We start from the raw sequence: 13823 nt of genomic DNA on the forward strand, positions 1-13823 counted from the left end.
GGCTTCGCTTTCTTGAAAAAATCGTATTTTTAGTGCTGTTAACTATTTTTCGAGCTGTATAGAAAAATAAGTATATACATATTACAGCTAGTATACAAGCACTTATGAATAAAACTTTTGAGCATATTTCCCACGCTTTCGAAGCACCTTTACAAAATCCTGTACTTATATTTTCGCTGGTACTTTTTATTATCCTGTTATCACCGATCGTACTGCGACCGATTAAGGTTCCGGGTATTATTGGATTGATTATATCTGGCGTTATTATTGGACCACATGGACTCAACTGGTTGGAAAAAAACTCCGCTATCACGCTGTTTTCAACAATAGGCCTGCTCTATATCATGTTTATCGCCGGTTTGGAGTTAGATATGAATGAGTTTAAAAAGACCAAGAATAAGAGTTTACTTTTTGGCTTTTTGACATTTATTGTTCCGATCAGTATTGGCTATCCCGTTTGTCATTTTTTATTGGGCTACGGTGTTTTACCGAGTTTGTTGATATCAAGCATGTTTGCTACCCATACGCTAGTTTCTTATCCCATCGTAAATAGCTATGGTATTTCTAAAATGGAGGCTGTTGCGATCACGATAGGTGGAACAATCCTGACGGATACGGCCGTGCTGATTATTCTTGCGGTGATTACCGGCGTTTCCCAGGGAAATATTGGCAATGAATTTTGGCTTACCCTAGCGATTTCCTTTGCTATCTTCCTGTTTATCATGTTTGGTGTTATCCCAAGGATCGCAAAATGGTTTTTTGAGCGCTTGGGGAGTGAGAAGACATCCAATTATATCTTCGTGCTCTCTGTCGTGTTTTTTGCTGCATTTTTAGCGGAAATTGCCGGCCTTGAGCCGATTATTGGGGCTTTCGTTGCAGGTCTGGCTCTCAACAAACTGATACCACATTCTTCCGCTTTGATGAACCGAATTGAGTTTATCGGCAATGCGATTTTTATTCCTTTCTTCTTGATATCTGTGGGGATGATTGTCGATGTCAGCGTGATTTTGAAGGGGCCGCAGGCACTTATTATTGCCGGGACACTGACCGTTGTGGCTATCGTCGGTAAATATGTGGCCGCTTGGTTGACGCAGCTCGTTTTTAAATATAGTCGTGGTCAGCGCAATCTGATATTTGGTTTAAGTAGTGCTCATGCTGCTGCAACACTGGCTGTAATCATGGTTGGACATAAAAACGGTATTATCGATGAGAATGTGCTTAATGGTACAATTCTATTGATTTTGGTTACCTGTATTGTCGCTACAGTGGTTACCGGAAATGCCTCGCGTAAAGTGGTTATGGATGGTGAACAGGACGAAGAACATACAGATGTGGTGAAGGAAAAAGATGAAAACATCTTGATATCTATCGCTAACATGGATAATATGGAGCCTATTTTGGATTTTTCAACCTATATTAAAAGTAAGAAATGTTCTTATCCAGTCAATATCGTGTCCGTTGTGAAGGATAATGAACAGGCTCAATTAAACATGTCCAAAGCACGGAAGAACCTGGATAATATGGTCAGGTATGCTTCGGGGAGTGAAACAAACGTTAATATAAGTGCTACAATAGATTTAAACATCGCCAGCGGAGTTGCACGGTCGGCAAAAGAAGTTTCTGCCAATTGTATTGTTTTGGGCTGGCCGAGTGCGGCCAATTTTATGGATAAGTTTGTCGGAGAAAAAACGGAAAGTATCTTAAACAGAACCTCGGCTAATGTGATGTTATGTCATTTTAAAAAACCTTTTATTTCTAATAAATCCATTGTCGTTTTTGCACCACCCATGTGCGAGGCAGAATTTGGGTTCGAGTATTGGCTGGAGAAGGTTGTTAAACTGGCGCAGGAGCTATCCGTTCCGGTAACATTTGTTGTCGATGAACGCTCTGCTGCCGCCATTAAAGAACATCTTGTTGAGCTGAAAAACTCTGTTCCTGTCACCTTTGAACATTACGATGCCTGGGACAATTTGCAGGGCCTTAAAGCGTTTAAGGAAGAAGATGCGATGTTTATTTTTGTTTCTGCCAGAAATGGAGAAGTTTCCTATCGTGATTCTTTAGATGGGGTAGCAAAGAAATTAGATCGAATTTATGCAAACGAAAATCTTGTTTTAGTGTTTCCTAGTAGAGTGGAAAACGCACACATCGACGAGTATGAAGATGTCGAAGCTGCTCCAATCTTTAGAAAAATTAGCAAAGAAATCGGAAATATGTTTAATAAGGGATAGTAATTGTCCGTTAAAATTGAAGGTTATGTCAAATAAGATTACAATGTCAAGTGAAGGAGCTTTACAGGTTCCAGATTTCCCAACAATTCCTTTTATTATCGGCGACGGTATTGGTCCTGATCTTTGGCATGCGGCAGTGCGTGTTTTTGATCAAGCGGTGGAGAAAGCGTATGATGGAAAAAGGAAAATAACGTGGAAGGAGGTGCTGGCAGGTGAAAAAGCTTTTAACGAAACAGGCGAATGGCTACCAAAAGGTACCCTAAATGTACTAAAAGAATACCTGGTTGGAATTAAAGGGCCGCTAACCACGCCTGTAGGCGGCGGAATCCGTTCTTTGAATGTTGCTTTGCGCAAGGATTTGGATCTCTACGTATGTCAGCGGCCGACAAAATGGTTTGTGGGCGTCCCTTCGCCAGTCAAACATCCGGAATATGTGGATATGGTGATTTTTCGTGAAAATACGGAGGATATTTATGCTGGAATAGAGTTTCAGGCGGGAACAGCTGAAGCCAACAGGTTTCAGGATTTCTTGCATGATGAGCTTGATATTGATTACAATTTTTCGGCCACAACAGGAGTCGGTGTCAAACTGGTTTCTGAGGAAGGGTCGAAAAGATTGGTCCGTGCAGCGATAGAACATGCTATTCATCACAGTTTACCTTCAGTGACTATTGTTCACAAAGGAAATATCATGAAATTTACAGAGGGTGCTTTTAAGATTTGGGGGTATGAGGTTGCTGAAACGGAATTTGCCGACAAAACGTATACCTGGGGACAGTGGGAGCGAACGAAAGCAGAAAAAGGTGCGGAGGTTGCCAACCAGGAACAAAAGGAGGCCTTGGATTCAGGTAAAATTTTGATTAAAGATATTATTGCCGACAATTTTTTACAGCAGATCTTACTTAATCCACGGGATTTTTCTGTTGTGGCAACTTTAAATCTGAACGGTGATTATATTTCTGATGCGCTAGCCGCAATGGTTGGTGGCATAGGGATCGCACCGGGGGCTAATATCAATTTTAAAACAGGGCATGCTGTTTTTGAAGCTACTCATGGCACAGCACCTCGTTTTGCAAATACCAATACCATGAATCCTTCGTCGGTTATTTTAAGCGGTGTTATGCTACTCGAATACCTTGGATGGACGGAAGCAGCGGCGGCAATTGTTAGGGCCTTGGGCGAAACCATAATTGCCAAGACCGTGACCGTAGATTTTTACAATTTGATGGATGATGCTACATTAGTCAAAACAAGTGAATTTGCCGATCGAATTATCGAAAAAATATAAGAATTTTATTTTCTGAGATATTAAGCAGAAATTTGAATAAAATTTCTGCTTTTTTTATGGATTACAATCAGCTTCCACCCTTTATAAGGGAATCGAACATTTTTACGGAGAACGAGAAAATTAAGTTGGCTCAGATCGAACGTTTACCCACCCCACAGGAGGTCGATGATATAACTAGTCTCCCTGAAATTTACGAATTGTTAAATGCCTTTATTGGCGATCAATCCGCCCGTAATACCCACCTTCAACTCAAGGCTAAGGAGTATTTACAAGATAATCAGGTAGATATGGCCTGGAAAGTGCTGCTTATTTGATGTTTTTTGCATTGAACTAGGTGTTTGTTGTGCGATCTTTTTATTGAAATCATTTAGAATTTTATAAATTTTCAATAAAAAAACAGATTAGTTGAAAAATATATAATTTTATTTTACCTTTGGTTTTTAAACAACGGATTGCTTAGCTAGGGTTAAAGAATAGCAATCAAACAAACTATAACATCAATGAAACATAATTTTGGAGCAGGTCCATGTATTCTGCCAAAGGAAGTATTTCAACAAGCCTCAGAAGCTGTAATTGATTTTAACAACACCGGTTTATCAATTTTAGAGATCTCTCACCGTTCCAAAGAGTTTGAAGCAGTGATAGATGAAGCCACACAATTAGTACGCGAGTTATTGTCAGTACCTCAGGGATATTCGATTCTTTTCCTTCAAGGAGGGGCTAGTTTGCAATTTGCAATGGCGCCGTTGAATCTTTTACCTGAAGGAGGTAAGGCTGCTTATTTGGATACAGGTGTCTGGGCTACAAAAGCATTAAAAGAAGCTAAAAAATTCGGTACAGTAGATGTTGTAGCTTCGTCGATTGATAAAAATTATTCCTACATCCCTAAGGGATATGCCATCCCAACAGATGCTGCATATTTTCATTATACAGCTAACAATACCATTTACGGTACTGAGGTTTTTGATAAGCCTGAAACGGCATTGCCAGTGGTTGTTGATATGTCTTCTGATATTTTCTCACGTGAGATCAATGTTGCTGACTATGATTTGATCTATGCTGGTGCTCAAAAAAATATGGGACCTGCGGGTGTTACACTCGTGATTGTTAAAGATGATATCTTAGGTAAATCAGGACGTGTTCTTCCGTCGATGTTGGATTATCAATTGCATATCAATGGTGGTTCAATGTACAATACTCCACCGGTATATTCGATCTTTGTGTCGATGTTAAACCTTCGTTGGTTAAAAGCAAAGGGCGGTGTTTCTGTATTGGAGCAAGAGAATATCATCAAAGCACGTGCTCTATACGATGAAATCGACCGTAACCCACTGTTCAAAGGTACTGCAGCTGTTGAAGATCGTTCACGCATGAATGTTACTTTTGTAATGGATACACCAGAGTTGGAAGCTGAATTTTTGGCTTTGGCAAAAGAGCGTAATTTGATCGGAATCAAAGGTCACCGTTCTGTAGGTGGCTTTAGAGCTTCGATTTACAATGCTTTACCATTAAGCAGCGTAAATGCGTTGATTGATGCAATGAAAGAATTTGAGGACACGCATACGGCATAAGGCAGTGTGCATGTTGCTGAAATTTAGCAGTTGACAAACAGATAATTAGTTAGATTAAGAATTATAGAGGTCGTAACGTATTCACCTGGTTGGATCTTCCGATGAGTTGAACGGCACTGATACCTTTAAAAACGAATTATAAAGATGAAAATATTAGCGAATGACGGTATCGATCCACTAGGAAAGAAAATGCTGGAAGATGCAGGTCATAGTGTAGATACAACTCATATTCCACAAGAAGAGCTTCCAGAAAAGCTCCTTGCTTATGATGCAATCACGGTACGTAGTGCAACTAAAGTACGTCAGGCCCTGATTGATGGCTGCCCTAACTTGAAAGTTATCGGTCGTGGTGGAGTAGGCATGGATAATATTGATGTAGACTATGCGCGTTCAAAAGGGATTGCTGTTGTCAATACCCCTGCAGCATCTTCTTTATCAGTTGCTGAGCTGGTTTTTGCTCACCTATTGAATGGTGTACGTTTCTTATACGATTCAAATAGAAAAATGCCTGTTGAGGGCAATACAAAATTTGGCGCCCTTAAAAAAGCTTATGGAGCTGGTACTGAGCTTCGTGGTAAGACGATCGGTATCGTTGGATTTGGTCGTATCGGTCGCGAAGTTGCCAAAATCGCCATTGGTCTGGGAATGGATGTGGTTTACACGGATTTGTTCGAAGGACCAAAAACATTGACCATAACACTTTCAGGTGGTATCCAAGTTGAGGTACCTATTCAACAAGTGGAGATGGACAACTTATTTAAAGTTTCAGATTTTATCTCTTTACACGTTCCATTTTTGGATAAACCAGCTATCGGAGCTGCAGAGTTCCCATTATTGAAAGATGGTGTTGGCTTAGTTAATGCCTCGAGAGGCGGCGTTATTGATGAATTGGAATTAGTGAAAGCATTGGATTCGGGTAAAGTTGCATTCGCCGGTTTAGATGTATTCGATAATGAACCTACTCCACGCGAAGAGATCTTAAAACATCCAAAAATTTCGTTGACGCCACATATTGGAGCGGCAACCAATGAAGCTCAAGAAAGAATCGGCGAAGAATTGGCCGGTCTACTGATCGAAAACTTGAAGAAGTAATTCTTCCGCATAACATCTAAGATATGCGGCACAAAACTTTCATGATTTTGTGCCGCATTTTTTTTAATATAAATTCATGAATTGCCTATATTGGCACACAGAAATTTAATAATTGTAACTTCAGTATGAAAGTTTTAAAATTTGGTGGTACTTCCGTGGGGAGTGCAGCACGTATCAAAGGGTTGTTGGATATTGTAAACCCTGCTGAACGTCAGATCGTCGTATTGTCCGCAGTTGCTGGAACGACAAATGCTTTGGTTGAAATAGGTCAAGCTTACACAGCAGGTAAGAAGGACGAAGCTAAAGATTTGGTCAAGAAGCATAAGGATAAGTACGAAGACCTCATTAAAGAACTTTTCAGCACTGAACAAGGATATAAAAATGGTAAAGAATTGATCGATTACCATTTTAATCTGATTTCTACCTTAGCCAATGAATTATTTACACCTATTGAAGAAAAAGTTATTCTGGCGCAAGGTGAATTGATGTCTACTGCTTTATGGCATTTCTATTTGAATGAAATCGGGATAAAATCCGTGTTGTTGCCAGCCCTGGATTTTATGAAAATTGATGAAGATAATGAGCCTATGGTGGAATACATTGGCGAAAAACTAAGTCGTATTTTGGCACAGAGCCCAGAAAATACGTTATTTATCACACAAGGTTTTATTTGCCGAAATTCATTTGGTGAAATCGATAATTTGCGCCGTGGCGGTTCAGATTATACGGCTTCATTGATCGGCGCAGCAATCCGTGCCGAGGAAGTTCAGATCTGGACGGACATCGATGGGATGCACAATAATGATCCTCGTGTTGTCAAAGGAACAACACCGATTGCACATCTAAGCTTTGATGAAGCTGCGGAGCTGGCTTATTTCGGTGCTAAAATTTTACATCCACAATCGGTATTCCCCGCGCAAAAATATAACGTTCCAGTTCGTTTATTGAACACGATGGAGCCCAATGCAAAAGGGACTTTGATCAGTAAGGACGGTGCTCAGAAAGGTTGTATTCGCGCCATTGCCGCGAAAGACGGTATTACGGCAATTCACATCCATTCATCGCGTATGCTACTTGCCTATGGTTTCCTACGTCGTGTTTTTGAAATATTCGAGCGTTATAAAACACCAATCGATATGATCACAACTTCGGAAGTGGCGGTATCGTTGACCATTGATGATACAACCAATTTGGCTGATATTATCAAAGAAGTGGAGGATTTTGGTTCTGTAACAGTAGATGGTGATCAGACCATTGTATGCGTTGTAGGCGATTTTGGTTTGAATAGCCACGGTTATGCTGCTCGCGTACTTGACGCTGTAAAACACCTTCCAGTTCGTATGATTTCTTACGGTGGTTCAGACTTTAATGTGTCGATTCTATTGAATTCAGATCATAAAACAGAAGCATTACGTTCATTGCACAATCGTTTATTTTAAGAAGTAGGTTTTTATATGATAAATACAGGTATCGCGGCGAAGTTTGCAGAGAAAGAAACGCCGTTTTATTATTATGATCTGAATGTGTTAAACAAGACCCTGGAGGCTGCGCATGCTGCGTCCCACAAACGGGGATTTCATGTTCACTATGCATTAAAGGCCAATTTTAATGACGAGTTATTGAAGGCGATTCAAGAGATCGGCTTTGGTGCGGATTGTGTGAGTGGCAATGAGGTAAAGAAAGCCATTGAATGTGGCTTTGATTCCAAGAAAGTCACTTTTGCGGGAGTTGGTAAATCCGATAAGGAAATCAATTATGCACTGGATCAAAATATTTTTGCTTTTAATGTGGAATCCATTCAGGAGCTTGAGGTCATCAATGAGCTTGCCTCAAAAAAAGGTGTAAAAGCAAATGTGGCCTTACGGATCAACCCAAATGTGGATGCACACACCCATCATTATATTACAACAGGGCTTGACGAAAACAAATTTGGTGTGCCAAATGCCGATTTGGAAAAATGTGCAGCCGTGCTTAAAAAATGTGAATCTATTGAATTGGTTGGTCTTCATTTTCACGTAGGTTCACAGATTACGGATATGACCGTATTCAAAAGCCTGTGCGTGAAGGTCAATGAATGGAAAAACTGGTTTGAAGAACGCGGTACACAAATCCGTGTATTGAATGTCGGTGGCGGATTGGGGATTGATTATAAAAATCCTGATGGAAATACAATTCCTGATTTTGAAGCTTATTTTGATATTTTCGACCGCTTCCTGGAGCGTACAGCACAGCAAGAAGTGCACTTTGAATTGGGGCGGGCTTTGGTCGCACAATGCGGAAGTCTTGTTAGCCGCGTGTTGTATGTCAAAAATGGTGTCAAGAAAAATTTCTTGGTATTGGATGCTGGAATGACTGAATTAATGCGCCCGGCCTTGTACCAGGCCTATCATAAAATTGAAAATATCAGCGCGACAGACAGCGCCGAATCCATTAACTACGATGTGGTTGGGCCAATCTGTGAATCGTCCGACTGCTTTGGTAAGGAAGTGCCACTTCCGGTTTCAAAACGTGGCGACTTAATTGCCATTCGTTCCGCAGGTGCTTATGGCGAAGTGATGGCCTCGCGTTATAACCTACGTGAGGAAATCCGATTTGTGTATAGCAATCAGCTATAAGCTCCCGTTTTTAAAATATTTATTTAAAAGCCAGTCTGTTCTTCAGACTGGCTTTTTGGTTTTAATAGTTTTGCCAAGTGCGCAGAAACTTTTGTTTATCATTTTTTTGATCGTCTTTCGTATACTTGTTTATGCTTATGGCGATTGAATTTCCGGTTACGATAGATTTGTTTGGAAAAACATTTCTCTTACATCCTTTTATGGAAGGATTGGGGATGTTTATTGGTATGCGTTATTATCAGTTGCTCAAATGGAAGGATCAGGAAAGTTTAGGGCATACCAATTCCCTTCTTATTGTTATTGCTGCCGGCCTAGGGGCTTTAATCGGCTCACATGTCATCGGTTCCCTCGAGCGCCCGGCTGAATTGCTCAATGCGACACACAAATGGGCTTACATTTGGGTGAATAATACGATAATCGGTGGTTTGGCGGGAGGTTTGGTTGCGGTAGAAGGGATGAAAAAGATCATGGGTAAAAAAGAAAGTACCGGTGATCGGATGGTCTTTCCCTTGATTAGTGCAATTTCCATTGGTAGGGTAGGTTGTTTTTATACGGGTGTATTCGAGCAGACCTATGGTTTACCCACAACGTCTCCATTTGGGATGTATCTGGGGGATGCCTATAAACGGCATCCGGTAGCGCTGTATGAAATCGCATTTTTACTGCTCTTATTTGTAGGACTCCAGCTTTTTAAACGGCGATACAATTATCGAAATGGTGTGTTGTTTCAGCTTTTTATGCTTAGTTATTTTAGTTTTCGTTTCCTGTTGGACTTTATCAAGCCACGGGCAATTATACTTTTGGGGCTAAGTACCATACAAATTACCTGCATCGTGGTGATAATTTATTATATTTATTTATTAAAAAATGAACGTTTAATCAAAAAATAGAAATTATGTATTTGCTTGAGGGGTCATTTGGATCGGAAAGTACCGCGATGTTGGGACTTTTTCTACTTACTATAGGTGCTATTGTGATCGGTATTGCACTTTTGGTTATTATTATCGGCTCGATTATTAAAGCTGGAAATAAAGAATCAAAATTCAATGTCAATCCCTGGCTTAAAGTATTGTTGGGCGGAATTGGAGCAATGTTGGCAGGGGGACTTGCCTGTGGACTTACCTTTATGAACTAGAGATCAGCTTTATGCCAATTAGAAACTATACATACTACGATTACACCATCAGCCTATGTCCAACATGCCTTTCACGTGTTGGTGCCAAGATTATTATCGAGGATGAACAGGTATTTATGACGAAAAACTGTCCTGATCATGGCTTTTTTAAAACACTGATTGCAACTGATGTTGACTATTATAAGAACATTCGGAATTATAATAAAGCCTCAGAAACACCTTTGAAATTTGATAATGAAGTACATTATGGCTGTCCCTATGATTGTGGCTTATGCGTCGATCATGAACAGCACAGTTGTCTTTCTATCATCGAGGTGACCGACCGCTGTAATTTGACCTGTCCAACATGTTATGCCATGTCCTCGCCCCATTACGGACGACATCGCTCGCTGGAAGAAATTGAACGGATGTTTGACAAAATTGTCGAAAGTGAAGGTGAACCGGATGTGGTTCAGATCAGTGGTGGAGAGCCAACCATACATCCTGATTTTTTTAAGATTTTAGACATTGCGAAGACAAAGCCTATTAAGCATCTCATGCTCAATACGAATGGTATCAGAATTGCCAATGATCCTGGTTTTGCTGAGCAACTCGCGACGTATGCGCCTGAATTTGAAATCTATCTCCAGTTCGATTCCTTTCGCCCATCGGTGCTTGAGAAATTCCGGGGCAAAGATCTTACGGATATCCGAAAAAAGGCCATAGACAAATTAAATGCACTTAATCTAAGTACAACCTTGGTTGTCGTCCTGGAAAAAGGAACCAACGATGATGAAATAGGGGAAATATTGGATTACGCCTTAAAACAGCGATGTGTACGAGGGGTAACCTTTCAACCGGTTGAAATTGCCGGTCGAAATGCGGCCAATGCACAGCAACATAAAATGACATTAACGGAGGTACGTCAGGAAATCCTGAATCAATATCCACTATTGGACCCACATGATATTATTCCTGTTCCTTGTAATCCTGATGCTTTGGCGATGGGCTATATACTGAAAATAGGAGCGGAACGGATACCTTTGACCCGACATATTGATCCTGCTATTTTGTTAAATAGCCAATCGCGCAACACCATAGTATATGAACAGGATAAAGGTGTTCAAATGCAATTGCTGGATATATTTAGCACGGGAATTTCTGTGGATAAGGTAAAGCCAAAAGTAAACCAGTTGCTTTGCTGTTTACCCGAAGTCTGCGCACCTGATCTTGATTACGACAATCTTTTCCGAATTATCATTATGAATTTTATGGATGCCTACGATTTTGACGTTCGTGCAGTCAAAAAATCATGTGTCCATATCGTCAACAAAGACTTGAAATTAATTCCTTTTGAGACGATGAATTTATTTTATCGTGACGATAAAATAAAACGCTTGGAAGAACTAAAACTATCGGATGCTATTCGATTTTAACAGGAGATAAGTTATTTTTGTCGAAGAAATACCTTTGGTCCTTTCTTTGCAAAATGTAGTGTTCATTGCATTTGGCTACACATTGCCAGGTAAGGAAATCAACAAAATTAGAAGTATGAAATTGGGCATTGTTAAGCGTTTTATTTTTGTCTTAAGTCTCTTGGCTTTTCAGTTGCATGTGTCTGCACAGGATTCAGTTCAGGTTAGAAAAAATCAGAGTAACGATCGAACCGCGGCACATGTTGGCTTCAATAAAAGGTCAGCTGTGGATTCCACACGTGTTGGCAATGACTCCTTACGTAATGACCTGAAGAAGGTCAATTTGACTTTTCTTGCTAATATTCGAACAGGTTCAATGGCGGATTTCGTTGCACAACTGAATGAGAAATCCAATACGTATACTGCGACCAATACAGGATCGGCCAAAGACAGTATTGCCGCAATTAAAAATAGTATTCACGAAGAAATTAAACAGCTGAAGTCTATTAAGGGCAGTATCAGTAATTATTCAAACAGTCTTAATGTTACACAGGATCAGATCAGGAATTTGGTCAACCGTTATGATATTAGTACCAGTAATCATAGTCGAGCGTACCAATACCTTGATAATGCTCAGCTCAAGCTGTCGGCAAAAATGGATTCTCTGGAGGCCATCAACCGTACGATAGATGAACTTATCGCCAAGAACCAACGCCATTTGCTGCGTCTGGATGCTGTGCATGAAGTGAAAAATGTAAGTAAAAAGTCCGATTCTACATCGAGCAAAAGTTCGATCTGGAAAGCGAATACGGCGGCGATTTCAAAGGATGTAATTTTAAACAATATACGGAGTAATTATAGTAACAATACAGCGATAGACAAATATGTTAATCGGACCGATTGGGCGAGCCGTATTCTATTGATTGTATTGGGATTGGGTTATTGCTACTGGATTGTGCGGGTGTCCTATATCCTTCGACAGAATGATCCTGAACATAAACTTGCGATTGACGCTATCGTTGGAAAAACAATTATTTTTCTCTTGACACTGTTGCCTTTTGTTAACTTCTTTACACCAAGTTTCATTCTGCAGGCTTCCCAATTGGTCATTATGTTAATCTTCATGTTTTTGCTAAGGCATCGCATGAGCGGGTTACAGCGTAAAATTGCCATTATCCTCATTGTATTCTACATCCTGGATGTATTTGTCAATATGATCGTAAGCGATGACCTCTTTTTAAGGATCGTCTGTATCGCCTTTAATCTGATCGCACTGGGACTTGTTAGCTACACAAAGCGACGAATCAAAAATGCAGATAGTCCGGGGTATATCAGCAATTTTATTTATGTCGTTTTCGCTATCCTCAATATCACGGCAATTACCTTGAATGTGATTGGCCATGTTGAGCACTCGCGGAGCTTTAGTATTGCCTGTGCTGTTGGTTTAGTCCAATCCTTTACGTTGCAGTATTTTGCAGACATGATTAAGGCTGATGTACGTAATCAGTTTAAAAAAGATCGACTGACTGCAGGATTCTGGATGCGTTTTAACGAACAGCGTACATTGGCTATCATCACCGAAATTCTTCGGATCGTCTGTGTGCTTTTGGCAATTATTGTGTTGGCAAACAACTTACAGTTTATAGAAACACTATTGGCAGCGAGCGAAGTCTTTTTTGGCAAAGTGCGCAGCATTGGAAGCATATCTTTTACACTCGGCAACCTTGTTGTGGCTGTGTTACTGCTTTTGGTGGCTAACTGGTTTCAAAAAAATATCAGTTTGATTGTTCTCGGCGGTGAAGACGGTCAGCTTAGCCAGGTCTATAATCAGAAGATGACCCTATTTCCGCTCTTTCGTTTAGCGATTATTCTGATTGGTTTTTTTATGGCAATCTCTGCCCTGGGAATGAGTTTGGATAAACTTACCGTTGTCATCGGCGCGCTGAGTGTTGGTATCGGTCTGGGCATGCAGAATATCATCAATAATTTTGTATCGGGCATTATTCTGGTTTTTGACAAGCCATTTCGGGTGGGTGACCAAATTGAACTTGCCGACAAAAAAGGGCGGGTCAAAGAAATCGGTATACGTGCCAGTGTCCTAAAAACTGCAGATGGTGCCGATGTTATCATTCCAAATGGCGATTTACTCTCTGGAAGAGTCGTCAATTGGACTTTATCACAGGAATACAGCAAAACAAGCTTTGTACTCCATATCGATCGACAGGCCGATCTGGACAAAGCGAAAGAGTGGATTAAAGATGCGATGATGGCGAGCTCATATTACATACAGGAAAGAGACAGCGGGATCAGCATACAGGATATCAGTGCGGAGATGATCTACTTAAGTGTTTACTGCTGGGTAAACGCCGCAGCCAACGCCTCGTCACTTAAAAACGATGTACTGCTTGTATTATACAAAAAGTTTGAAGCGGAGGGCCTGAAATTTTATAGTGTCATTCCACCCAAAAATTAGTCCTTCAATTGACTTTTTCTGATGAGT

11 protein-coding genes are annotated in these 13823 nt (G+C 40.5%); all 11 read left to right on the forward strand.

Annotation, left to right across the window (positions count from 1 at the left end):
* Window positions 1–104 precede the first annotated feature (104 nt).
* The 11 genes from A9970_RS26605 to A9970_RS26655 all read left to right on the forward strand — a co-directional run bounded on the left by A9970_RS26605 (window position 105) and on the right by A9970_RS26655 (window position 13796).
* Window positions 105–2228: a cation:proton antiporter gene (locus tag A9970_RS26605; protein WP_182984267.1), complete on the forward strand. Its 2124-nt coding sequence runs from the start codon at window positions 105–107 to the stop codon at window positions 2226–2228.
* 25 nt (window positions 2229–2253) lie between these two features.
* Window positions 2254–3516, forward strand: coding sequence for an NADP-dependent isocitrate dehydrogenase (icd, locus tag A9970_RS26610; protein WP_182984268.1), 1263 nt, complete (start codon window positions 2254–2256; stop codon window positions 3514–3516).
* A 56-nt stretch (window positions 3517–3572) separates the two neighbouring features.
* On the forward strand, window positions 3573–3830 hold the full coding sequence (locus tag A9970_RS26615) for a hypothetical protein (RefSeq protein ID WP_182984269.1): 258 nt from the start codon (window positions 3573–3575) through the stop codon (window positions 3828–3830).
* 186 nt (window positions 3831–4016) lie between these two features.
* Entirely contained in the window at window positions 4017–5087 is a 1071-nt protein-coding gene (gene serC / locus A9970_RS26620) for a 3-phosphoserine/phosphohydroxythreonine transaminase (RefSeq protein ID WP_153847453.1), read from the forward strand.
* 144 nt (window positions 5088–5231) lie between these two features.
* Window positions 5232–6179, forward strand: coding sequence for a D-2-hydroxyacid dehydrogenase (locus A9970_RS26625; protein WP_075991985.1), 948 nt, complete (start codon window positions 5232–5234; stop codon window positions 6177–6179).
* A 125-nt stretch (window positions 6180–6304) separates the two neighbouring features.
* Entirely contained in the window at window positions 6305–7618 is a 1314-nt protein-coding gene (locus A9970_RS26630; RefSeq protein ID WP_182984270.1) for an aspartate kinase, read from the forward strand.
* A 15-nt stretch (window positions 7619–7633) separates the two neighbouring features.
* Window positions 7634–8794: a diaminopimelate decarboxylase gene (lysA, locus tag A9970_RS26635; RefSeq protein ID WP_075991987.1), complete on the forward strand. Its 1161-nt coding sequence runs from the start codon at window positions 7634–7636 to the stop codon at window positions 8792–8794.
* Between the two features lie 137 nt (window positions 8795–8931).
* The gene (locus tag A9970_RS26640; protein WP_153847455.1) at window positions 8932–9684 is read left to right on the forward strand and encodes a prolipoprotein diacylglyceryl transferase; all 753 of its coding nucleotides are present in this window, start codon (window positions 8932–8934) and stop codon (window positions 9682–9684) included.
* 5 nt (window positions 9685–9689) lie between these two features.
* On the forward strand, window positions 9690–9929 hold the full coding sequence (locus A9970_RS26645; protein ID WP_046675824.1) for a hypothetical protein: 240 nt from the start codon (window positions 9690–9692) through the stop codon (window positions 9927–9929).
* An 11-nt stretch (window positions 9930–9940) separates the two neighbouring features.
* Window positions 9941–11344 carry a radical SAM protein gene (locus A9970_RS26650; protein ID WP_182984271.1) on the forward strand — a complete coding sequence of 468 codons (1404 nt, stop codon included), beginning with the start codon at window positions 9941–9943 and terminating at the stop codon, window positions 11342–11344.
* Window positions 11345–11459: 115 nt separating this feature from the next.
* Entirely contained in the window at window positions 11460–13796 is a 2337-nt protein-coding gene (locus A9970_RS26655; protein ID WP_182984272.1) for a mechanosensitive ion channel family protein, read from the forward strand.
* Window positions 13797–13823: the final 27 nt, after the last annotated feature.

The sequence above is a fragment of the Sphingobacterium sp. UME9 genome, assembly GCF_014170215.1.
Taxonomy (GTDB): Bacteria; Bacteroidota; Bacteroidia; order Sphingobacteriales; family Sphingobacteriaceae; genus Sphingobacterium; species Sphingobacterium paramultivorum.